Below are 23532 nucleotides of genomic sequence, written 5' to 3'. Positions count from 1 at the left end.
CAAAGCAACTCCAAAGACAAAATGTTCCTGCTGTGCCGAATCAGGACATTTCAACGATCGGAAGCGATATCACAAACTCTGTTCCCTTCCCTACTTTGCTGTCCACAGAAATATATCCCCGGTGATTCTTGATGATCCGGTAACTGACGGACAGACCAAGGCCTGTCCCGCTTTCCTTGGTCGTAAAGAAGGGATCAAATAAATGGCTCAGCGTGATATGATCCATACCCTTTCCGTTATCCGAAATACATATATTCACGTTTTTCTGGTCCTTGCGCGTGCGGATTTCAATCCTCCCAGTATGCTCATGTCCCTGATCAGCAATCGCATCCATGGCGTTTTTAATGATGTTGAGAATGACCTGCTTAATCTGCTTCACATCGACGGAAATATGAAGGGGCGTAGACTCATCGAGCAAAACAACCTCGCAGCCATTCATCAACGCTTCGCTCTCCGTAAGGAGAACGACTTCCTTCAGCAAAGACGAAACCGGGATAACGGTCGTTTGCGGTGCAGATGGCTTGGACGAATTCAGAAATTCATAAATAATGTCGTTCGCCCGGTCGATCTCGGTCAATATAATGCGGGCATACTCGTCTTTTCCGAGCTTGGTCAAATGAGGTCTCAGCAGCTGAATGAATCCACGGATGGCCGTGAGCGGGTTGCGGATTTCGTGGGCGATCGATGCTGAAATTTTGCCGAGCATCGCCAGCTTGTCGTTTCGGTAGGCGGTTTGTTCGATCTGCTTGAAATCGGATACATCCTTGACACTAAATAAAAAATCACCGTCCATTTGATCGCCGTAGGTGACCGTAAGAAGCCACTGGCGTCCGGTTTCATCACTCAGCTCATGGTATCTTTTTCGGTGAAAAATGGTTTCGCGGTAAATACGCAATATTTTCTTCTTCTTATACCTGCTTAACTGGGGATGACGCAAAATTTGAAGCAAGGTTAGGCCAGTCAACGACTTACGGGAAATTTCCAACAACCTCGCCATTTGCACATTAATAAAGGTCAAAACGCCCTCACTGTCGAAAAGAATTACCCCACTGTCCAAGTGCTCCAAAATGTTCTCGTACTTGTTCTTCACAAGCTGCGTAGATTGAAACGCCTCCAGGGACTGCAACAACGTCTCTTGGATTTCGCTCACACGATGCCCCCCCTTTATAAGGAAATGACGGAATTGGCAAATCGTTAGCAGGCAGATATTCCATCTTTTGGCCAGTAATAAAGATTAGTTTAATCATAGACAAGCTCGCCGGAAAACTCAACAAGAGATACTGTCGAAAAAAGAAAAAATGGTCCCAGCCTGAAAATGATGGCCGTCAATCGGTGCTCCTTCTTAGCCGAAAGTCCCCGCTTATGTAGAAGTTTCTTCTGTAAAAATAAGGATGTCGTCTCTTGCGAAAGCGAATCTTAAAACAAAAGCATCAGACACAAAAAATTTATTTTTGTACCTGATGCTATGTCATGACCGGGCGCTCAGCCGGGACGATTTTCGCCGATTCGACGGCAGGCCCGGGTATCCGATGAAATTTTATGATTTATGCTGAAGACGCAGCCGGCGCTGGCTCATGACCGCGAGTCTTTTCTTCAGCTCGCTCTGCCATTTCTCGTCTTGAATTTGCTTGGCGACCGTCAACAAATCAAGGGCCATGTCAATCTGGCTCTGAATGATGTCTTTCGGATCTTCCTTCTCACAGTTTACCACATTTTCAAAAATGGTCTCTTCGTCCTCAATCACATAATCCTGAAAGTCAATTTCTGCCGCCCCGTCACCATGCGCATATTCGGCCAAAATTTCGTATTCATTCTCAACCTTGTAATGAACCTCAACCCGGTGGCACACGGGACAGAACAACAGGGGAACATTATGGACTTGAGTGCGATAATGTTTAAGTGTACCTTTCGTTCCAACCATACTTGCTCCGCAGCAATAACTCATTCCAGTTCACCCTCCTCTGGATTCCACCGTATTTCTTCATAATGTATTCGATTCCAAGCTCGACAATTCCTTTTTTTCGACCCTGACGGGACCCAAGTTTTATCATGTATGCCTGCTCATTGGTTTTCTATATCGCCCTGTTCAAATCCTGCTAAATAGATCAGTTCATTCTATATTAATGCCAAAACAATACGTTATGCCGCTCCTAGCCATATTTCAACTTCTCCGGGGCATTCTAAACCCAAAACCACAGTTGATGAAAAACCCCCTTGGCCTGCATCAAGCAAGGCAAAGGGGGCTTGTCCGAATATTTAAAAATTAGTTGGTTACCAGATTTTTGTCGCCTGGTTTCCAGTTCATTGCGCACAATCCGCCGGATTGCAGCGCTTGGAGGACGCGAAGGGTTTCTTCAACGCTGCGGCCGATATCGTTGTGGTTAACCACTTGATATTTCAGCTCACCTTCAGGGTTGATGATGAACAGACCGCGAAGAGCAACGCCCTCTTCTTCGATGTACACGCCGTAGTCTTTTGCAACGGATCTCGTGATGTCGGAAGCCAGCGGGAAGTTGATTTTTCCAAGACCGTTCGAGTCGCGCGGTGTGTTGATCCAAGCCTTGTGGCTGTGGATGGAGTCCGTGCTCACACCCAGAATTTCAGCGTCAAGCGCTTTGAACTGCTCGTAAGCATCGCTCAGCGCAGTGATTTCCGTAGGGCATACGAAAGTGAAATCGAGTGGATAGAAGAAAAATACGAGCCATTTACCGCGATAGTCAGTCAGGCTTGCTTTGCTGAAATCCGTGCCGTCACCTGTTACAGTTTCCATCGTAAATTCAGGAGCTGGTTTACCTACTAAACGTTCTGCCATGTCAAAAATTCCTCCTTTAATATAAAGAACAACTGCTCTGTTCTAGATTGAGTATCGTATTGCATCCCAAGTGGAATCTACATTTCAAATGGTATCATTCGACGAAATCAAAGTCAAGATTATATAGGTTATTTATTTATAATAATTATAAATAAGAAAAAATCATGAACTTTTCAACGAATCTTCAGCAGACGGATGTGAAAAAAAGGGGCCACCAATCACCCGGCAGCACCCTTCCAAAAAAATCCCTTCATTTATATAGCGTTAAAACGACCTCAATATTACGTTGAAAATTACTTCTTCATCGCAGCCACGATCAGGTCGCCCATCTCCCGGGTGCCGATCGCCTTGCTCTTATCCACAGCGATGTCGCCTGTGCGGTGTCCGGAATTCAGCACGTCAGCCACAGCTGCTTCAATCGCGTCTGCCGCATCGCCGTATCCAAACGTGAGGCGGAACATCAGCGCCAGTGACAGAATCGTGGCGATCGGATTCGCCAGGTTCTGACCCGCGATATCCGGTGCGGAGCCGTGAACCGGCTCATACAAGCCGAACGCGCCTTCTCCCATCGAAGCGGACGACAGCATACCGATTGACCCGGTCAGCATGGCGGCTTCGTCGCTCAAAATATCGCCAAACATGTTCTCCGTCACGATGACGTCGAAGCTGGCTGGCCGGCGCAGCAGCTGCATGGCACAGTTGTCGACAAGCACATGCTCCAGCTCCACGTCCGGATAATCCGGAGCGACCCGGTTCACCACTTCACGCCACAGGCGGGAAGTTTCGAGCACGTTCGCCTTATCGACGGAAGCGAGCTTCTTGCGGCGCTTCTGGGCGATTTCAAAGGCTTGGCGCACGATCCGTTCCACTTCCGCCACATTGTACACGCAAGTGTCTACCGCTTCTTCGCCATGCTCGCCTTGGAGTCTCAGCTTGTCACCGAAGTAAATGCCGCCGGTCAGCTCCCGTACGACCATCAGGTCCGTGCCTTCCAGCACCTCAGGCTTCAGCGTCGATGCGTCCTTCAAGCAGTCGAACACCACGGCTGGACGCAGGTTGGAGAACAATCCGAGCGCCTTGCGGATACCGAGCAGTCCAGTCTCCGGACGGAGTTCCTTCGGATTATTGTCCCATTTTGGTCCGCCTACTGCGCCAAGCAGCACTGCGTCTGCATTTTTACATACCGCCAGCGTCTCTTCCGGAAGCGGGGTCCCCTTCTCGTCGATTGCGATTCCCCCGAACAGCGCATGCTCCGTTTCAAACGAATAGCCGAACAGTTCCTCCGTGCGCTTGAGCACTTTCTCCGCTTCTGCGACAACCTCCGGCCCGATGCCGTCCCCTGCGATTACTGCAATTTTTTTAACCTCTGCCATAATATCAGTCACTCCTTCAGGTACAGGTACCTCGTTTTCACTGTCCTAATTCTCTATATACTGTTGTAACACATGAAGGAGAGTATTGACCAAGATATAGAATCTATGACCTTAATAGTATTTTCCTATAAGCTGACCGAATGGATTAAATTATTCTATACCTGCCTTAACAAGGCACATTTCTTTTCCTGATTAATCCGGGTACAATGGTATTGTTTGGACTTATACCCTTCAATCGCAAAGGAGTTGAACGGATTCATGCAATATACGTATTTGGGAAAATCGGGTTTAAAAGTGAGCCGCTTGTGCCTGGGAACGATGAACTTCGGTCCGGCGACGGACGAGAAGGAAGCGTTCCGCATCATGGACGCGGCGCTTGACGCCGGCGTTCAGTTTTTTGATACCGCTAACATTTACGGCTGGGGCGAAAATTCCGGCTTGACCGAAACCATTATCGGCCGCTGGTTCGCCCAGGGCGGCGGCCGCCGCGAAAAGGTGGTCCTCGCCACCAAGGTTCATGGCGACATGAGCGACCCGGCGGACGGTCCGAACGGGGCGCGGGGCCTGTCCTCGTACAAAATCCGCAGACACCTGGAAGGATCGCTCCGGCGCCTGCAGACCGACCATATCGAGCTGTACCAAATGCACCATGTCGACCCGAACGTCACTTGGGACGAGCTGTGGGGCGCTTTTGAAATCGCGGCGAACCAGGGCAAAATCGGCTACGTCGGCTCCAGCAACTTTGCTGCCTGGCAGCTGGCCATCGCCCAAAGCGAAGCGAAGAACCGCCATTTCCTCGGCCTGGTGTCTGAGCAGCATAAATACAGCCTGAATTGCCGCCTTCCGGAGCTGGAAGTGCTGCCGGCTGCGCAAAGCCTCGGCCTCGGCGTGATCCCGTGGAGCCCGCTCGACGGCGGATTGCTCGGACGCAACGCGCTGAAGAAGCTGGAGGGCACACGCAGCGGCGGAAGCGCGGAGCGCATTGAGAAGCATCGCGCCAAGCTCGAGGCGTTTGCCGAACTGTGCAATGAGCTCGGCGAGCCGCAGGACAACGTCGCGCTTGCCTGGCTGCTGAGCAATCCGGCGGTGACGGCGCCGATCATCGGGCCGCGTACATTGGAGCAGTTCGAAAGCTCCCTCGGCGCGCTCGAAATCGAGCTGGATGAGGCCGTGCTGAAGCGGCTGGACGAAATCTTCCCGGGACCGGGCGGCGCCGCCCCTGAGGCGTATGCCTGGTAAGCGGGCATAACGGCTTACATCGCTGCTCCCGAAATGCAAAAGGCGGATCCCCTCTATATCCGGGGATCCGCCTTTTTTTTGATGGATGAGTGCCGTATGTTATTTCTTGATCCAATGCATCATTTCGCGCAGCTGACCGCCGACAACTTCGATCGGATGGTTAGCTTCGTTACGACGCGTTGCATTCAGGAATGCACGGTTGGATTGGTTCTCAAGGATAAAGTCGCGGGCGAATTTACCTTGTTGGATGTCGGACAGCACTTCCTTCATCGCTTTCTTCGTTTCTTCCGTTACGATGCGAGGTCCAGTTACATAGTCACCGTACTCAGCCGTATTGGAGATGGAGTCACGCATGTTAGCCATGCCTCCTTCATAGATCAGGTCAACGATCAGCTTCATTTCGTGAAGGCACTCGAAGTAAGCCATTTCCGGAGCGTATCCAGCTTCAACCAGCGTTTCGAATCCGGCTTTGATCAGCGCAGTTACGCCGCCGCAAAGTACGGCTTGCTCACCGAACAAATCGGTTTCGGTTTCTTCGCGGAAGGAGGTTTCGATAACCCCTGCGCGGGTACAGCCGATACCTTTTGCATAGGCCAGTCCGATTTGCTTCGCATTGCCAGTAGCGTCCTGCTCGATGGCGATCAGGCCAGGAACCCCGAAGCCTTCGACATACGTACGGCGAACCATGTGACCTGGGGATTTTGGAGCAACCAGGAGCACGTCGGAATCTTTAGGAGCGACGATTTGTCCAAAATGAACGTTGAAGCCGTGGGAGAACATGAGCGCAGCGCCTTTTTTCAGGTTAGGCTCGATTTCGTTTTTGTACACGGATGCTTGAGTTTCGTCCGGCATCAGGATTTGTACTACGTCCGCTTGGCTTGTTGCTTCGGCAACGGACAGAACTTCGAAACCGTCGTTTTTGGCTTTATCGAAAGATTTGCCTTCGCGAAGACCGATAACGACCTTGACACCGCTGTCACGCAGGTTTTGCGCCTGTGCGTGGCCTTGGCTTCCGTACCCGATAACGGCAACGGTTTTTCCTTTTAAAGCGCTGAGTTCTGCGTCTTGCTCGTAATAAGTTGTAACTGGCATGTGAATAAATCCTCCTTTGTTTTTAAAAAGAACCCTTCATAAAGAGCGGGTGTTTCAAAGGACCCTGCACCCGGTTTGTCCCGCTTTTGGGATACGATCCTCTCAAACCCCCGCTCTTTAGCGGGAATTTAATGAATATGTTGTTGTGTATGATTATGCATTTCCGCGAATCATGGCGGTGACTCCGGTGCGAGACAGCTCCCGGATTCCGTATGGCTTCAAGAGCTCGATCATGGCGTCGATTTTCGAGGAATCCCCGACAACCTGAACCATAATGCTGCCGCTTCCGATGTCGACGACCGAAGCGCGGAACGTTTCCACGACGCCGAGGATTTCCGGACGTTCCGCCGGCTCCGCGCTGACTTTGATCAGCGCCAGCTCCCGCGCTACCATTGGCTTGGAGCTAAGGTTGATCACCTTGATGACATCGATCAATTTGTACAGCTGCTTCTCGATTTGCTCCAGCGTCATGTCGTCACCGATCGTGACGATGACCATGCGGGAGAGCCCCGCTTCTTCCGACTGCCCGACCGTAATGCTCTCAATGTTGAAGCCGCGGCGTCCAAACAGTCCGGATACCCGCTGCAGCACGCCCGGCTGGTCATTCACTAGAACGGCAATGGTATGTCTCATGCTCATAATTATGCATCCCCCATCAACATTTGATCAATGGTCGAGCCTTGAGTTACCATCGGATACACGTTCTCACCCTTGCTGACCACAAATTCCACAACGACAGGTCCCGGTGTTTCGAGCGCTTCTTTCCAGGCCGTTCTGGCCTCTTCCTTGTTCGTCGCCCGAAGTCCCTTCACTCCGTAAGCCTCGGCCAGTTTGACGAAATCCGGGCTTCCTTCCAGGTCGATATGGCTGTAACGGTTATCGTAAATCAGTTCCTGCCACTGACGAACCATACCAAGCACTTGGTTGTTGATGATGACAACCTTCACCGGTATGTTGTTGATGGCACAGATGGCAAGCTCCTGAGAGCACATCTGCATGCCGCCGTCACCATTCACCGAAATGACGAGCCTTTCCGGATTGGCCATTTGGGCACCGATGGCGGAAGGAAGTCCAAATCCCATCGTTCCGAGGCCGCCTGAGGTCACCCAGGAGCGCGGCTGATTGAACTTATAGTACTGTGCAGCCCACATTTGATGCTGGCCTACGTCGGTCGTGACGATCGCTTCGCCCTTCGTCGTATCGTTCAGCAGCTCGATAACCCATTGCGGCTTGAGCTCTGTATCCGAATCAGCGTAGCGGAGCGGATGTTCCAGCTTCCACTGCTGAACCCGGGTTCTCCAGGCTTCAGCCTTGCCGGCCCGCTTCACATCGTTGTTCAGCATTTCCAGCACCGTCTTGCAGTCGCCTACGATCGGAATGTCCGTCGGCACGTTTTTGCCGATTTCCGCCGGATCGATGTCGATGTGCACGATTTTCGCTTTCGGGGCAAATCCGTTCAGTTTGCCTGTTACCCGGTCATCGAACCGCGCGCCGATGTTGATCAGCAGGTCCGACTCCTGAATCGCCATGTTGGAGGCGTAAGTTCCGTGCATCCCCGGCATGCCCGTCCAGAGCTCATGCCCGCTCGGGAATGCGCCCAGACCGAGAAGCGTGGTCGTGATCGGAATTTCGGTCCGCTTCACGAATTCGTACAGCGCTTCATGTCCGCCGGAGTAGATCACGCCGCCGCCGGCAATGATCATCGGCCGCTCGCTCTCTTCGATCGCTGCAACCAGCTTGTCGAGCTGAAGCTTGTTAGGCACCAGGCGCGGGTTGTATCCGCGAAGGTTAATGCTGTTTCCCGGTTCGAACAGCGTAAGTGCCGCCGATACGTCCTTCGGAATGTCGATCAGCACCGGACCTTTGCGGCCGGTCGAAGCGATGTGGAAGGCTTCGTGAATAATTCTCGGTAGATCTTTGACATCTCTGACGAGATAGCTGTGCTTCGTAATCGGCATCGTGATGCCGGTAATGTCGGCCTCCTGAAAAGCATCCGTTCCGATCAGGCTCGTTGCGACGTTACCCGTGATAACAACCAGAGGGACGGAATCCATATAAGCGGTGGCAATTCCTGTGACCAGGTTGGTCGCCCCCGGTCCCGATGTTGCTATACACACGCCGACTTTGCCGCTTGCCCGTGCGTAACCGTCTGCCGCATGGATCGCTCCCTGCTCGTGACGAGTCAGCACATGTTTGAAATCCTTAAATCCATACATCGCATCGTAAATGTAAAGCACTGCCCCGCCCGGATACCCGAAAACACACTCGACACCTTCCAGCAGAAGGCTGCGAAGCAGTATTTCCGAGCCGGAAATGACTTCCGGCTTCATCCATTTCTCACGTAATTGTTCTGTAGACCGCACTTCAGGAATTTGCGCGCTCATCAGTCATCCTCCTCTCAAGAATACGTTCATTTTTTTGTGATGGTAAACAAAAAAACCTTCCATCCCTCATCACACAATGCTCTTGTGTGAGGGACGAAAGGTTGTTCTTCCGTGGTACCACCCATATTTGCTCCGCACTTCACAGTGCACAGCCTCAGCAGGTATAGAAAATCAGGAACGGTGCTCATCATCGATGGCTCATCCGTTTCCATACCTTGAGTCCGTAACGTGGACCTGACGATTCTCCCTAATAGGCTTTAGCGCTTTTCAGGAGAACAGCTCCGAGGTGAGCTCGTATAAAAGGGGTTTTGGCGGAGGTTGCAGCAGATCCTCTCACTCTCTGTTCAAAAGAGCCCTTTAAACTTCGTCCTCTTCATTGCCGATGACTGTATACTCGATAAAATGTTTAGACACATTATATGACCCATCGATTCTATAGTCAATACCCAGATTCGGATAAAAAAATACATGTCTGCTTTTGTCCTCCATTTTCCCGGGAACTTTCGGCACACCGCCCACCCCTATTTTCATATGATGACGTATGTCGCTCATGGATGAATTGGGCAGCAGAACGGAGGACAGACTCTATGATTAGATACCGCAGACCCAAGCAGGACGATGCTGTCATCATGCATTTAATCGAGACCCAGCTTGTCCCGCTGTCCCATATGACCAAAAGCCAATTGGAGCAGGTGCGAAAGGATCTTCCCGGGCGCATGAACCGCGGCGTGACCCTCATCGCTTCCCCCTACTACGAAGGGGATCCGGTAGGATTTGTCCACTTTATGCTTCACGGCGATCTGCTCTATATCGATATGTTAGCCGTCGCACCCGAATCACAGCGCAAAAGATGGGGCAACCTCTTGATGGCCCATGCGGAAAGATTTGCGTTGTCACGCGGGTGCAAACGGTCGAAAGTCATGGTTGATTCCGGGAATGCAAATGGGATGATATTCTACCAAAAGTTAGGATATTTCAATATCAAGTACCACGCCAAAAACCAGTGCCACGAATTGGAAAAGCGGCTTTCCTAGCATCGCGGTGGAAATATCCTACAACCCTTTTAACATGCGTGCCGATTATAACGGTTTACCAGAATCCACCGCCGTAAGGTTTCGGATATCCGGCCGGGCCGAAACCAGGGCCGTATCCAGGGCCGAAGCCGCCATAAGGAACTCCGCCGAATCCGCCATAAGGGCCGTAGGCGTAAGGGGCGGTTCCAATCGCCAGCAGATCAAACAAGACAAGCGGAATGATCGCTTTGGTGTGAACCTTTTTCCCTTTATTCCGCTGCAGAATCAGACGGTTGCCCGAGATGCGCAGCAATTTTCCGGTCACCAGGCTTCCGTCTTTTTTGGCAGCCACAATATGTTTACCAACAAACTTCTGGGCGTGTTTACGAGTCACAGACTGTTGCATATAATCCCTCCTCCAATAGTCTTCACATCAATCTATTCGAATGCCCCGCACGGCGCTTGTTCCATAGCCCGGTTCCCGGGAAGATAGGTGAAGCAGGCATCGCTGGCGCAAGCAATGGAAGCATGTACTCCTGTCGGGAGGAATCCGCTGCTGTATAACATGTCATGCCGCCCTGCCAAGCTCGCTGCTTAATCAAAAAAGCTGCACTCCAGTTGAATGGAATGCAGCCTTTTGCGGTTCGATCATTATCTTTTTCCCGGATCGTACGGTTCCCCCAGCGCAGCCGGCGCAGACGAGCGTCCCACGGCCGCCACCAGAACGATAACAGTCAGTACGTACGGGAGCATGTAAATAAATTCCTGTGGAATGTCATGCGCCCAATCAAAGAGCTGGAAGTAGTTTCCGATGGCCTGGGAGAAGCCGAAAAATACAGCTGCCCCGAACGCACCGAGCGGATTCCATTTCCCGAAAATCATCGCAGCGATCGCGATAAAACCTTGGCCTGAAATCGTATTATGCGAAAACGTGCTCGTCGTCGTGAGCGTAACCGTGGCTCCGCCGAGCGCAGCCAAAGCACCGCTGATCATCACCCCGATATACCGCATCCGGCGCACTTTGACGCCGACCGTGTCGGCGGCGCTTGGATGCTCTCCGACCGCGCGCAGACGAAGGCCAAAGGAGGTTTTGTACAGGATATACGAAGCAACGATAACGACAATAATAGCCAGATATGTTGTCGGGTAATTGCTGAATATGCCTTCCCCGACAATCGGAATTTTGGAAAGGAAAGGAATCTTCCACTTCTGGAGACTCTCCATCAGCAGTGGAGTTTCTCCCGCGCCTTCAAACATCAGCTTGACCATATACAGCGTGCTTCCAGTTGCCAGGAAGTTGATCACGACGCCGCTGATCACCTGATCCGCCTTAAAGGTGATCGAGGCGACGGCGTGTATCAGCGAAGCGACTAGCCCGATCACGATCGCAGCGAGCATGCCGATATAAGGGGAAGCCGCCCCCATGCCTGCATCTTCCGCGTAATAGGAAGCGACGCCGGCCGCAAACGCACCAAAGGTCATCAAGCCCTCAATCCCGATGTTCGTTACTCCGGAGCGTTCAGAGAAGATGCCGCCCATGGCAGCAAAGATGAGCGCTGTCGAAAAAACGAGCGTCGTATTCAGCAGCTGGCCAATTGTTGTGATCCAATCCATTTACAACACCTTCTCTTTCTTGCGCTTCAGATAGAAGGGCTTCAGAACCCAGCGCACAATGCCTTGTGCAGCAATAAAGAATATGATGGATCCGATAACGATCCGGATGATTTCCGGCGGAACGTCCGCGCCAAAGCTCATGCCCGCGGAGCCGTAAGTCAGCGTACCGAACAAAGCGGCGGACAGCAGAATGCCGAACGGATGGTTCATGCCGATCAGCGCCACCGCGATTCCATCAAAGCCGACGCCAGGAGACCCCGTGAAGATCGCCTGGTAATGGAATACGCCAAGCACCTGAAAGGCACCGCCCAATCCGGCGAAAATACCGCTGATGAACATGGCTTTCACGATATTGCTCTTCACGTTCATGCCCGCATATTTCGCGGCATCCCCGTTATGTCCTACGGCCCGCAGCTCATACCCCTGCTTGCTCTTCCACATGAACACATAGAAAAACACAGCTGCTAGAATCGCAATGACGGTTCCCCAGTGCATACGCGCATCGCTGAACATGTCGGACAACCAGCCGATCGAAATCGACGCCGTATCCTGGATGTCCTCAGAGCGCTGCTGGCCCTTGAGAAGCAGGAAGTTTCTCACGATATAGTTACTCAAATAAAGGCCGGTCCAGTTCAGCATAATCGAAATAATAACTTCGTTCACGCCCCGTTTGGCCTTGAGATAGCCGGTAATGCCCGCCCAGATCCCGCCGGCCAATCCGCCGGCGATGATCGCGACGATGGCATGCAGAACGATCGGCAGCCCGGTCAGCTTGATCCCGACCGCTGTCGCGGCGGTCATGCCGACGATGTACTGCCCTTCCGCCCCGATGTTGAACAGGCCTGCCCGGAACGCAAATGCGACAGCAAGACCGGTCATAATTAGCGGCGTAATTTCGCGGATCGTTTCCCCGAAATCGTACAGGTTTCCAAATACGGTGCTGAACAGGGAACTGTACGCCAGAATCGGATCGTACCCCCCGATCAGCATAATGATGGCCCCTACGATGAGTCCAAGCACAATCGATACGAGAGGCGTCAACAGGCTGTTGACGGTGAAAATTTTAAATAATTTATTCATTAGGCCTTACCTCCCGCAACCTTGCTGCCCGCCATCATCAGACCCAGCTCCTGGTCATTCGTGTCTTCCGGCCGCACTTCGCCGACGATCTGTCCTTCGTAAATAACCGCAATCCGGTCGGACACGTTAATGATCTCGTCCAGCTCGAAGGAGATCAGCAGCACGGCTTTCCCCTTGTCCCGCTGCGCAACAAGCTGCTTCTGCACAAACTCGATCGCACCGACGTCAAGTCCCCGCGTCGGCTGCGCTGCGATGAGCAGATCCGGATCTTTATCTATTTCCCGGGCTATAATCGCCTTCTGCTGATTACCGCCGGATAAAGCACGAGCCTTCGTCTCAATGCTCGGCGTTCTGACGTCAAATTGCTCGATCAGGCGTTTCGCCTGGTCGTCAATGGCGCTTTTGTTCAAGAAGCCGCCTTTGTTGTAAGGGGCTTTATAATACGTTTCCAGCACCATATTTTCACTCATGGAAAAATCAAGGACAAGACCGTGTTTATGACGGTCCTCCGGAATATGCGACACTCCGCTTTCCGAAATGAATCGCGGTGGTTTGTTGGTAATATCTTTGCCGTTGATTTCGATCAGGCCGCTGTCAACCTTGCTCAGGCCCGTCAGCGCTTCGATCAGCTCGCTCTGCCCGTTCCCGTCAACGCCGGCGATGCCGAGAATTTCCCCTGCACGTACCTCAAGATCAAGCCCGTTCAGAACGGGAATCCCCTCTTTGTTTTTGGACACCAGATTTTTTACATTAAGCACGGTTTGCTTCGGTACAGACGGCTGCTTGTCCACCTTAAAGGAGACGCTGCGGCCCACCATTTTCTCGGCAAGCTCGTTCGGATTCGTCAGGGACGTCTTCAAGGTGTCGATGACTTTCCCCCGCCGGATGATCGTCACCGTGTCGGAAATTTGCATAATTTCCTTGAGCTTGTGCGTAATCAAAATAATCGATTTGCCTTCGGCGACCAGCCGCTTCATAATTCCCATGAGCTCGCCGATTTCCTGCGGTGTAAGCACGGCTGTCGGCTCATCGAAAATAAGAATGTCAGCGCCGCGGTAAAGCGTCTTCAAGATCTCGACGCGCTGCTGCATGCCAACCGAAATGTCGTGAATTTTGGCATGCGGATTAACCCTCAAACCATACTGGTCGGAGAGGGCCTTGATCTTGGCAACCGATGCTCTGTAGTTCAGATGCACCCCGGCAATTTTGGGCTCCATCCCCAGTACGATATTTTCGGTTACCGTAAACGGCTGAACCAATTTAAAATGCTGATGCACCATGCCGATGCCCAGCTCAATCGCTTTATTAGGGCTGTCAATAATGACGGGCTTGCCGTTCACTTCGATACTGCCTTCATCAGGCTGGTACAAGCCAAACACAATATTCATCAAGGTCGACTTCCCCGCACCATTCTCACCGAGCAGTGCATGAATTTCGCCCTTGTGCAGCTTCAAGCTGATGGAGTCGTTGGCAACGATGCCGGGAAAGCGTTTGGTAATTTGCTTCAACTCAACGACAGGGGTCGCTGCATCCATGAGATCACCCTTATCACATATTTTGCGGCCTCTGTTTGGGCCATAACGTAAGACAAGGCTAGTCATAATAACCAGCCTTGCCGTTTGGTACACATGAATTATATCAGTTCAAACTATCGTTATGGAATTATTCTTCAGGAACTTTGATCTCGCCGTCGATAATTTTTTTCTTGAATTCATCCACTTTTTTCAGAACGTCTTCAGGAACGTTTTTGCTTGAAGTGTCGGCCAGACCTACGCCGTTTTCTTTCAGGCCAAGTGTCTCATGACCGCCTTTGAAGGTGCCGTCGATGACTTCTCTTGTTACTTTGTCTACAGCTGTCGTTACGCCTTTAACCATAGATGTCAGCGTTACTTCGTCGCCAAATTCCAGGGATTGGTCTTTATCTACCCCGATAACCCATACTTTTTGGCCTGCTTTGTTGCGGGCAATGGCTTCGTTAAACACGCCTGTACCTGTTGCACCGGAAGCATGGAAAATAATGTCCACGCCATCGTTGTACATCGTGGCTGCAGCCGCTTTACCTTGGTCAGGCTTGTCAAATGCGCCGGTGTAGTTGATGATCACTTTCGCATCCGGATTCGCTGCGGCAACGCCAGCTTTAAAGCCGGCTTCAAAGCGTTTGATAACCGGAATTTCGGAACCGCCGACAAAACCGATTTTGTTCGTTTTTGTCATGGAGCCTGCTACTACACCCACGAGGAATGCCCCTTCGTTCTCCGCAAACGTAACGGAATGAACGTTAGGCGCATCGACTTCAGCATCGATAATGGCCATTTTGGCATCCGGATTTTGATCGGCTACCGTTTTCATATCAACGCCAAGGTCAAAACCGATCCCCCAAGTGAGGTCGTATTTGCCTTTGACATATTTGTTCAGGTTCGGAACATAATCTTCTTTGGACTTACTTTGCAGATACTGGGCTTCGATCCCTTTGTCCTTCTTCAATGCTTCCAATGCTTCCCAAGCGGATTGGTTAAAAGATTTGTCGTTAACCCCGCCCACGTCAGTCACGAGACCGACCTTCACGCTAGATTTTGCTGCGCCGCCTTCTTCGCTGCCGCCGGACGAGCTGCTCGTATCTTCGTTCTTTTTACCGCAGCCGGCCAGTACAACTGAAAATGCAAGCAGCATAATCAGCGACAATTTGAACATTTTCTTCATTAACTTATAGTCCCCCTAGAATGAATTATATCCTTTCACCTGTCTTCGCCCTTCAGCAATTGATCTATGGTCAATTAATTGCTTGTGAAGGCTTGTTCAAATGTCGGACATTCCACAGAACAGATTATACATTTTACCTACGCCAAAATCCAGCAAATTTACGTCAGAAAATAAAACTTTTTTAGTGAAAAATCAAGGGAAAACGCTTTATTTTGCCATAAATCACACAGCCTGTTATTTCCATGGAAGAGTAGCTGTCCATAAGCTCACCTGATGTCGATTCTCGAATGAAAAAGATGCGTGAAATTAACATTCATACCCATTCATGAGTGCGGCACCCGGCACCAGCGACTCTAGGTTCTGATTTATGTTAGCAAGCGGGGCTTTTTCTTGTTGGGGGATATTACTCTTATATCTAAAGAAACACGTCTATCGGTGTACGTTCTATGAAGCCAGACCGCTTTTAGCGGAGGTCTTTCTTGCGATATAAGGTAGTTTAGTCTCTGATGTATTTTCTTTCTTATATCTTAAAAAAACCGCCGGTTAGGGCGGTTTTAATATGCATTACAAATATATTACGCGTTGACTTTCTCTTTGGCAACCGATGCGATCGAGTTGAACGCGTTGATGTCGTTAACGGCCAGGTCAGCCAGCATTTTGCGGTTGATGTCCACGCCAGCCAGTTTCAGACCATGCATCAGTTTGTTGTAAGACAGTCCGTTCATGCGGGCTGCAGCGTTGATACGCACGATCCACAATCTGCGGAAGTTCCGTTTCGTCTGACGACGGTCACGGTATGCGTACACGAGGGATTTCATAACCTGCTCGTTAGCTGTTTTAAAAATGCGGTGTTTGGAACCGAAATAACCCTTTGCAAGTTTCAATACTTTTTTATGTCTACGACGAACGACGAATCCGCCTTTTACTCTTGCCATAATATAAACCTCCCAAAAATGTGTGATTAACTATTTCAAGTTCGCCAAGCCTTGTTTCAAGCGTCTTACGTCCCCCGGCGCCATTTCTGGGTTGCCTGCCAATACGCGTTTAGCGCGCTTGGACTTGTGGGAAAGCAAATGGTTTCTGTAAGCTTTGTAGCGAGTCACTTTACCGGAACCGGTAACTTTGAAGCGGCCTTTAAGGCTGCTGTGTGTTTTCATTTTAGGCATTGTACTTCCTCCTCAGGATCATTGGGCTTTTGGAGCCAAAATCATAATCATGCTGCGTCCTTCCAGCTTCGGCTGACGCTCAACGCTGGAGTGCTCGGCAACTTCTTCCCTTACACGCTCCAGAATCTTCTGGCCGATGCTCGCATGCGCGATTTCGCGTCCGCGGAAACGAACAGAGCATTTGACCTTGTCGCCTTCCTTCAGGAACTTGACGACATTGCGGAGCTTAGTCTGGTAGTCGTGCTCATCAATGTTTGCTCGGAACCATACTTCTTTAATATCAACGATTTTCTGATTCTTCCGGGCTTCCTTCTCTTTCTTCTGCTGCTCGTAGCGGAACTTGCCGTAATCCATGATGCGGCACACCGGCGGCTTCGCCTGCGGCGCCACATTCACCAAATCCAGATTCAAATCCGCTGCCATCTGCAGAGCCTCACGAAGGGGCTTGATGCCAATCTGTTCGCCTTCAGCGCCTACCAAGCGAACTTCCTTCGCCCGGATCTCCTCATTGATCATATGTTCCTTACTGATAACCGTCCACCTCCAGATCTAATAGGTATTTCTGTGTGCAGAAGCAAAATAAAAAGGGATGCGGGTATCAGCACCCAGCATCCCTATGATCAACTCTTCATGAAATATCGCATTCACAAATCATTGGATCAGTAACCCGCCAACCTTCGTCGGTCAGGTGAGAAGCTGGAGCTTCTGCTTTGAATCCATTTCGTATTTAAAGCACTCAAATAATTTAACACAGGGCCCGGGCAATGTCAACCCGCTTCCATGCGTTTACCCCTGCTTGCTCTGCACCTCTTCCAGTCTTACCACGCGGGTATGCTGGGTATGGCTCCACTGCTTGTTGTTCTGCGTGAAGAACGCATAGAACGTGATTGGATACCAGGAGATCAGATAGATCGGGAAGAGCACCAGGTACAAATAGACCTTTTTGAAGGTGACCTTCTCCAAAATCATCGCAGCCAGGAACGTAAATACGTTGGCACCGATCGCCACAAAGCTCAGCCATAACGGCAGATAGCCGTAGAGGTTGGCGATGTTCGGACCATCGAAGAACGTATTGTCCACCCAGATCGTGGCCGTCATCAGGAATGTCAAGAGAACGATGTATACGTTCGCCCCGTACAGCGCCAAATCCAGCTTGACGATGCTGCGTTCCTTGATACTTTGCCAGATCAGCGGGAAGAAATAGCGGCGTGCCACCGTAAAGTGTCCCTGCATCCAGCGCAGGCGCTGTCTTGCGGAAGCCTTGAACGTCAGCGGCTTCTCGTCGAACACCTTGGCGTCGTAGTTGAATTTTGGATAGACGCCGCGCTTCACGCTGCGCATCGTAAACTCCAAGTCTTCAACCAAGCTGGTGGCCCCCCAGCCCATTTCCTTCAGCAGGTTGGTTTCAAAACACATCCCTGTACCGCCGAGGAAGTTGGCCATGTTCATGTTATGGCGCGACAGCTGCCACAGACGGTTGATGTACCAATACGAAATCCCGTAAGCAGCCGTAATCCAGGAATCCTCGGGATTCTTGGTGTCGATGTATCCTTGAATGACGCGTGCGCCGGAGCACAAATCGTCGTTCATTTCTCTCAAGAAATTTGTATCTGCCAGGTTGTCGGCGTCAAACATGACGACCGCATCATACTGGCGGGGCATGGCCCACAATTCCTTCAGCATCCACTCGATGGCGTAGCCCTTGCCGCGAAGGTTGTTGTTGGTGCGTACGCAGGCATTCATGCCATGCTCGCGCACGATACGTGCCGTACCGTCCGTGCAGTTGTCACAGATGACAAACACGTCGTACAGCTCCTTCGGATAATTCAGCTGCTTCAAGTTCTCCATCAGAGCCCCGACGACCTGCTCTTCATTGTGCGCTGCAACGAGCACGGCGAAGGACTTGGTCGGTTCAAAATGCTGCTTCCTCTTTTTCCTGTACAGTCCCAAAACGGAAAATACAAACTGGTACACACCGATCGCGGCCAGCAAAACCTGGAGCGCGATAAAAATGGCGTCTAACATGACTCTCAGAACCCCCCTTTTTTACCCCTCATAATCATGTTTCTCTCTGTAGATAGATTGAACTAAAGTTTGTTGAACTTCCTGTTATAACGGTCCAATACGGCCCTGTAATGTTCACTTCTTTAGTTCATTCTATATAGATTACGGTAAAGCCGTTACCCTTTTCTAATTCTTTATGACCCTTTTGACCTTTTACATTCTTTTACGTTTTGTTAACGCTTCGGATGACCCTATCGATTTTCCACACTTTTCAGTCATTTGTCAAAACCGTAAAACCTCGTAATCGTCTAAAAAAACGGTAATGAGGCGGTTTCCTGACGGTTCAGCCCCTTACGGGCTCCTATTCATGACTGTTAGTTCTTATTTTCATCTCTTTTCCGGGTTTTTATTTCTCAGGTCCCCCCTTTTTTTAGTCATCAGTTTCCATGATTATCGGCATACTTTATAAATAAACGAGATAAAGCCAAGAAAAGTTATACTTTAAACATCAATTCTTAATAAACGGATTGCACCCGTTTGAATCATTGTAAAGGTTCCTCCGGGGGAAGTCAAAGTTGGCCAATTCCTTGCCGGGCCCCATTATTCCGCGAAAAATGGCTTTGGACAAGATCGGCCGATTCCCGACAAAGTTCACGGGTGGTGTCAAATAACGACCCGGTATTGGGTTATATATTATAAGAAGGGGACTTACGAAGTTATAGTTTCTGCTCCCTTCGGAAATATGATAAAATTTAGAAAAACATCGCATGAGTTGTCCATGATCTGCCATTATTTCATAGAAGATTGGCTGTACACGGAGGGATGGAATGAGACGTTTGTTCAAGAAACTTCAATTATGGGACCGGCGTCTTTTCCAATGGATCAACGGACGTCTTCATAATCGTTTTTTCAATTTTTGGCTGTATTATTTGACGCATCTCGGAGGGGCTACGTTTACGATCTGCGCCTGCCTCCTGTGCTGGGGCCTGGCCCCGCCGTCATGGAGCACCCAAGGCGCCCAGGCCGCCGTCGCTCTGGCCATCAGCCACATTCCGGTGGCGGCAGCCAAGAAAATGTATCCCCGTGTCAGGCCGCATCTCGCCCTGCCGGGAACCCGCACCTTTCGCAAGCCGCTGGTGGACCATTCGTTTCCATCCGGGCATACGACGGCAGCATTTTCCTTGGCAGTTCCTATGATGATCGGGCATCCTGAGTGGACCGCGCTTTTTTTGGCTTTAAGCCTCGTGGTCGGATTTTCCCGGATGTATTTGGGACTTCATTACCCATCCGATGTGCTTGCGGGAGCTGTAATTGGTACTTCCGTAGCTACAGCAACAGTTGCATTGTGGCCCTAAAGTCGATATGGTGGGTATAAGGAAAAACATGCAGGAACAGGTGAATTGAGAGTGATGAAAAAAAGAGTATTGTTATTATCTGAAGGCTTCGGTGCGGGACATACTCGAGCTGCTTACGCACTCTCAAGCAGTCTGCGCAAGCTGTCGCCGAGTGTGCAAACCAAAGTGCTTGAGCTCGGAAGCTTCCTGAATCCCAAGGTCGCACCGCTCATTATTACCGCCTACAAGAAAACCGTTCTTTCGCAGCCGAGGCTGGTTGGAATGATGTACAGGCACCAGTATAAAAAGTCACTGAACCGGTTTACGACATTAGCGCTTCACCGCATTTTTTATACACATACCAAAAATATCGTCAATCAGCTGCGGCCCGACATCGTCGTCTGCACGCATCCGATTCCAAGCGCGGTCATTTCCCGCTTGAAACGGCTCGGTTCGAACATTCCGCTGTGCACGGTTATTACGGATTACGATGCCCACGGCACCTGGATCAGCCCGGAAGTGGACCGCTACCTGGTCTCCACCCAGGAAGTGAAATCGAAAATGCTGGAGCAGGGCGTTGCCGCATCCAAAATCGAGGTCACCGGTATTCCGGTGCATCCGAACTTCTGGGAGCATCCGGTCAAGGAAGAGATCCGGGAGAAGTTCGGGCTGAAGAACATGCCCACGGTGATGGTCATGGGCGGCGGCTGGGGCATTATGAATGACGAAGTCATCAACAATTACCTGACCCGCTGGAGGGACCAGATTCAAATCGTGTTCTGCCTCGGCAACAACGAGAAGGTCCTACGCAAGCTCGAACAGGATCCGAGCTACAACCATCCCAACATCCGGCTGATCGGGTTTACCCCCGAGGTCGATAAGCTGATGGAAGTTTCTGATCTGCTCGTGACGAAGCCTGGCGGCATGACCTGTACGGAAGGTTTGGCCAAGGGCATCCCAATGCTCTTCCATCACCCGCTCCCCGGACAGGAAGAAGAGAACTGCCAGTACTTCACCGCCCAGGGCCTTGGAGAGCCGATATCCTCTCTGGAGGTCATCACGAAGTGGATGAACAAATTGATTCACGAATACGATTCGATCCAGCAGCGCCGCGAAGAGCAGCTGAAGAGCATTGACCGCTACCGGCCGATGCAAAGCGCCCAGAGCATCATCGACATGCTGGAATCAAATAAGGTGCCTTCCTGAGGGAAGGCACCTTATTTCGTATCTATGGTCGCTCGATGGAGACCTCTTCCGGCTGCCCCGGCTTGTCCGGCCGCAGCCCGTATTTGTCCAGCCGCTGTTTCTGATACCGGCTAAGCGCTTCCTTGCCCACAATCACCTCACAGCGGTGAATGTTGATGCCCTGGCCCACAAATTTAGTCTCATACTCGGTCATGACATGCTCTTCGTTTGGTCCCTCGCGGTGCAGATTCAGCGAGATATTCGTCATCTGCAGACCGTAATCCGCAAAGGAATTCAGCGAAAATTCAAACAGCGTCTGCGAGTCGGTCTTCAGATGAATTTCACCGTTATCGTTGAGCAGACCGCAGTATTTGTCGAGGAAACGGGGATGTGTCAAACGGCGGCGGGCATGTCTGGCCTTCGGCCAAGGATCGCTGAAATTCAGGAAAATCCGCTCGAGTTCTCCCGGCGCAAACACTTCCTCCGCATATTCGACATTGGCCAGCGCCAGCCGCAGATTCGGCGGATATTCGACCTCCCGTTCGGCCCAGGCGAGCTTGGCTTTCTCGCTGGCCCGGCGAATGAGTTCATCATACATATCGATGCCTATAAAATTAATGTCCGGGTTGCGATAGCTCATCTGGCTGATAAACTGTCCTTTGCCCATGCCAAACTCCACGTAGATCGGCCGGTCGTTGCCAAAGAGCGATGACCATTTTCCTTTATACGACCGGGGGTCCAGAACGACGAAGCCCTGCTGTTCTTCCAGACTTTCTCGGATTCCTTTTCTTCCGCGTAAACGCATCTCATACCTCCGCTAGTTATACTTCCGTCCTGCCGCGGCACTTGCGGCTACTGCAATATTGTGCCGAACTTAATCCGAAATGTAAAGAGGGAAAGCTTGACTCGCCCCAAAAGAAAAAGAATCCCGGTCTCTCTCATGCGAACACGAGGAATTCGGAATTCTTTTCCATTATCTATTTGGAATTGGGGTCCAACGGTTTCATTGTTGATAGTCTACCGCATCTTGATGCTGAAAATCAAATGTCTTTTCGAAGGCGTTGCGAATTTTGCGACGGGCAGCCGCTTTCACTTCCGGATTGCCGTTAAACTCTACGCCTGTCAGGGCAAGCGCCTCATCAGGAGTCAGCTCTACAGAAATCTTGCCTTTACCTTGTGTCTCAGCAGTTGAAGAATTCATCATTATCACCTCACGGTTAATATGTTGGCCATGACGTCACGCTTTTATGAATTCTATAAAATATTTACCCCGAAAACGGGGTGCTGACGCTAATTAAAATATAACACTTCATGTAAGTTTTATCAATGGAATATTCGCCTGATTAGCGGCATAGCGGCGCTGTTTTTGAAACATTTTTTTGCAGTCTATGAACTTGAAATATCCGGGTATTTCGCCCCGATTCATGGAGAACCTTTATATTAAATAACGGCTCAAAATCCAAGGGGAGAAAAGCCCGTAAGTCTCAGCGTTTCCCCCGGGCCTGCTCATACCCTTTAGGCCTGATTTTTGTTACAATAGAGCAAGCGTAAGCCGCAATGCACAATAAAGGAGTACCATCCATGAACAGCCCAACCCTTTCTTCTCCCCTGCTGTGGGGCGATAAAAGATTCCATACGTGGAATTACGAGATGCGGGAACAGTTTAACGATAAAGTGTTCAAGGTCATGCTGGATGCCGGATTCACCTGCCCCAACCGCGACGGTTCAATCGCAAGGGGCGGCTGCACCTTCTGCAGCGCCCGGGGCTCGGGCGATTTTGCCGGCAGCCGGCGCGACGACCTGATCACCCAGTTTAACAGCATCCGGGATAAACAGCATGAGAAGTGGCCGAGCGCCCGATATATCGGTTATTTCCAGGCCTATACCAACACGTACGCCCCCGTCGATGTGCTGCGCGAGTACTATGAAGTCATTTTAGAACAGCCGGGCGTTGTTGGCTTATCGATCGCCACGCGGCCGGACTGCCTGCCGGACGATGTGATCGAGTATTTGGCCGAGCTGAACGAGCGGACCTATCTGTGGGTCGAAATGGGGCTGCAGACCATTCACCAGGAGACATCCGATCTGATCAACCGTGCGCATGACACCCAGTGCTTCATCGACGCCGTGGAGAAGCTGCGGAGGCATGGCATCCGGGTATGCGCGCATATCATTTACGGCCTCCCGCAGGAAACCCACGAAATGATGCTGGAGACCGGGCGCGCCGTGGCGAACATGGACGTTCAAGGCATCAAAATCCATCTGCTTCACCTGATGAAGGGTACGCCGATGGTCAGGCAGTATGAAGCGGATCTGCTCCGCTTCCTGGAACAGGATGAATATATTAAGCTGGTCGCGGACACGCTTGAATTTCTGCCGCCCGAAATGATCGTTCACCGCCTGACGGGCGACGCCCCGCGGAAACTGCTGATCGGCCCAATGTGGTCTCAGGAGAAATGGGAAGTGCTGAACGGCATCGACGCCGAGCTTGAGGCACGGGACAGTTGGCAGGGTAAGTATTGGAGGAAAGTATAGC

The 23532-nt window shown here is 51.0% G+C and carries 23 protein-coding genes; 5 read left to right on the top strand and 18 right to left on the bottom strand.

What is annotated here, in order from left to right; genetic code table 11:
• Positions 1-40: 40 nt before the first annotated feature.
• The 4 genes from IAE55_RS29455 to leuB form a co-directional block, all read right to left on the bottom strand.
• On the bottom strand, positions 41-1150 hold the full coding sequence (locus IAE55_RS29455) for an ATP-binding protein (RefSeq protein ID WP_076173230.1): 1110 nt from the start codon (positions 1148-1150) through the stop codon (positions 41-43).
• Positions 1151-1537: 387 nt separating this feature from the next.
• Positions 1538-1945, bottom strand: coding sequence for a hypothetical protein (locus IAE55_RS29450; RefSeq protein ID WP_076173231.1), 408 nt, complete (start codon positions 1943-1945; stop codon positions 1538-1540).
• A gap of 318 nt (positions 1946-2263) precedes the next feature.
• Entirely contained in the window at positions 2264-2812 is a 549-nt protein-coding gene (locus IAE55_RS29445; protein WP_076173232.1) for a peroxiredoxin, read from the bottom strand.
• A gap of 293 nt (positions 2813-3105) precedes the next feature.
• The gene (gene leuB, locus IAE55_RS29440) at positions 3106-4185 is read right to left on the bottom strand and encodes a 3-isopropylmalate dehydrogenase (protein WP_200634614.1); all 1080 of its coding nucleotides are present in this window, start codon (positions 4183-4185) and stop codon (positions 3106-3108) included.
• A gap of 258 nt (positions 4186-4443) precedes the next feature.
• Between leuB and IAE55_RS29435 the strand changes: the two genes are divergently transcribed.
• A complete protein-coding gene (locus IAE55_RS29435; protein WP_145160336.1) occupies positions 4444-5424 on the top strand; it encodes an aldo/keto reductase in 981 nt (326 codons plus the stop codon).
• Between the two features lie 99 nt (positions 5425-5523).
• Here the strand turns inward: IAE55_RS29435 and ilvC are convergent, their stop codons facing one another.
• The 3 genes from ilvC to ilvB form a co-directional block, all read right to left on the bottom strand.
• On the bottom strand, positions 5524-6516 hold the full coding sequence (ilvC, locus tag IAE55_RS29430) for a ketol-acid reductoisomerase (protein WP_076173235.1): 993 nt from the start codon (positions 6514-6516) through the stop codon (positions 5524-5526).
• A gap of 153 nt (positions 6517-6669) precedes the next feature.
• Positions 6670-7155, bottom strand: a complete 486-nt coding sequence (ilvN, locus tag IAE55_RS29425; RefSeq protein WP_076173236.1) for an acetolactate synthase small subunit — start codon at positions 7153-7155, stop codon at positions 6670-6672.
• A gap of 2 nt (positions 7156-7157) precedes the next feature.
• Complete coding sequence (gene ilvB / locus IAE55_RS29420; RefSeq protein WP_076173237.1) at positions 7158-8900, bottom strand: biosynthetic-type acetolactate synthase large subunit; 1743 nt, start codon at positions 8898-8900, stop codon at positions 7158-7160.
• A 587-nt stretch (positions 8901-9487) separates the two neighbouring features.
• Between ilvB and IAE55_RS29415 the strand changes: the two genes are divergently transcribed.
• Positions 9488-9934 (top strand): GNAT family N-acetyltransferase, encoded by a 447-nt coding sequence (locus tag IAE55_RS29415; protein ID WP_105445852.1) that lies wholly within the window; start codon positions 9488-9490, stop codon positions 9932-9934.
• A gap of 55 nt (positions 9935-9989) precedes the next feature.
• Here the strand turns inward: IAE55_RS29415 and IAE55_RS29410 are convergent, their stop codons facing one another.
• The 9 genes from IAE55_RS29410 to IAE55_RS29370 form a co-directional block, all read right to left on the bottom strand.
• Positions 9990-10319 carry a hypothetical protein gene (locus IAE55_RS29410; RefSeq protein ID WP_105445853.1) on the bottom strand — a complete coding sequence of 110 codons (330 nt, stop codon included), beginning with the start codon at positions 10317-10319 and terminating at the stop codon, positions 9990-9992.
• A gap of 245 nt (positions 10320-10564) precedes the next feature.
• The gene (locus IAE55_RS29405; protein ID WP_145160338.1) at positions 10565-11527 is read right to left on the bottom strand and encodes an ABC transporter permease; all 963 of its coding nucleotides are present in this window, start codon (positions 11525-11527) and stop codon (positions 10565-10567) included.
• Positions 11528-12607 (bottom strand): ABC transporter permease, encoded by a 1080-nt coding sequence (locus tag IAE55_RS29400; RefSeq protein WP_076173241.1) that lies wholly within the window; start codon positions 12605-12607, stop codon positions 11528-11530.
• Complete coding sequence (locus tag IAE55_RS29395; RefSeq protein ID WP_152400760.1) at positions 12607-14142, bottom strand: ABC transporter ATP-binding protein; 1536 nt, start codon at positions 14140-14142, stop codon at positions 12607-12609. The genes IAE55_RS29400 and IAE55_RS29395 overlap by 1 nt, the downstream gene beginning before the upstream one ends.
• A gap of 127 nt (positions 14143-14269) precedes the next feature.
• Positions 14270-15307, bottom strand: a complete 1038-nt coding sequence (locus tag IAE55_RS29390) for a BMP family ABC transporter substrate-binding protein (protein ID WP_105445855.1) — start codon at positions 15305-15307, stop codon at positions 14270-14272.
• Positions 15308-15882: 575 nt separating this feature from the next.
• Positions 15883-16242, bottom strand: a complete 360-nt coding sequence (rplT, locus tag IAE55_RS29385) for a 50S ribosomal protein L20 (RefSeq protein ID WP_094595540.1) — start codon at positions 16240-16242, stop codon at positions 15883-15885.
• A gap of 30 nt (positions 16243-16272) precedes the next feature.
• Positions 16273-16473: a 50S ribosomal protein L35 gene (gene rpmI, locus IAE55_RS29380; RefSeq protein ID WP_076173245.1), complete on the bottom strand. Its 201-nt coding sequence runs from the start codon at positions 16471-16473 to the stop codon at positions 16273-16275.
• An 18-nt stretch (positions 16474-16491) separates the two neighbouring features.
• The gene (gene infC / locus IAE55_RS29375; protein ID WP_076173246.1) at positions 16492-16989 is read right to left on the bottom strand and encodes a translation initiation factor IF-3; all 498 of its coding nucleotides are present in this window, start codon (positions 16987-16989) and stop codon (positions 16492-16494) included.
• A gap of 270 nt (positions 16990-17259) precedes the next feature.
• A complete protein-coding gene (locus IAE55_RS29370; protein WP_105445856.1) occupies positions 17260-18498 on the bottom strand; it encodes a glycosyltransferase family 2 protein in 1239 nt (412 codons plus the stop codon).
• 806 nt (positions 18499-19304) lie between these two features.
• Between IAE55_RS29370 and IAE55_RS29365 the strand changes: the two genes are divergently transcribed.
• Both IAE55_RS29365 and IAE55_RS29360 read left to right on the top strand, forming a co-directional pair.
• Positions 19305-19832 carry a phosphatase PAP2 family protein gene (locus IAE55_RS29365; protein ID WP_200634613.1) on the top strand — a complete coding sequence of 176 codons (528 nt, stop codon included), beginning with the start codon at positions 19305-19307 and terminating at the stop codon, positions 19830-19832.
• A gap of 51 nt (positions 19833-19883) precedes the next feature.
• Positions 19884-21017, top strand: coding sequence for an MGDG synthase family glycosyltransferase (locus tag IAE55_RS29360; RefSeq protein ID WP_116232134.1), 1134 nt, complete (start codon positions 19884-19886; stop codon positions 21015-21017).
• Positions 21018-21039: 22 nt separating this feature from the next.
• Here the strand turns inward: IAE55_RS29360 and trmB are convergent, their stop codons facing one another.
• Both trmB and IAE55_RS29350 read right to left on the bottom strand, forming a co-directional pair.
• A complete protein-coding gene (trmB, locus tag IAE55_RS29355; protein ID WP_145025527.1) occupies positions 21040-21801 on the bottom strand; it encodes a tRNA (guanosine(46)-N7)-methyltransferase TrmB in 762 nt (253 codons plus the stop codon).
• Between the two features lie 198 nt (positions 21802-21999).
• Positions 22000-22197: a hypothetical protein gene (locus tag IAE55_RS29350; RefSeq protein ID WP_076173251.1), complete on the bottom strand. Its 198-nt coding sequence runs from the start codon at positions 22195-22197 to the stop codon at positions 22000-22002.
• A gap of 380 nt (positions 22198-22577) precedes the next feature.
• Here IAE55_RS29350 and IAE55_RS29345 point away from each other — a divergent pair, with 380 nt between their 5' ends.
• Entirely contained in the window at positions 22578-23531 is a 954-nt protein-coding gene (locus tag IAE55_RS29345; protein ID WP_200634612.1) for a TIGR01212 family radical SAM protein, read from the top strand.
• The last annotated feature ends 1 nt before the right edge of the window (position 23532 follow it).

The sequence above is a fragment of the Paenibacillus sp. S28 genome (assembly GCF_016624415.1).
In the GTDB taxonomy this organism is placed as follows: domain Bacteria; phylum Bacillota; class Bacilli; order Paenibacillales; family Paenibacillaceae; genus Paenibacillus_AQ; species Paenibacillus_AQ favisporus.
This window is presented reverse-complemented; position numbering and strand designations above follow the sequence as displayed.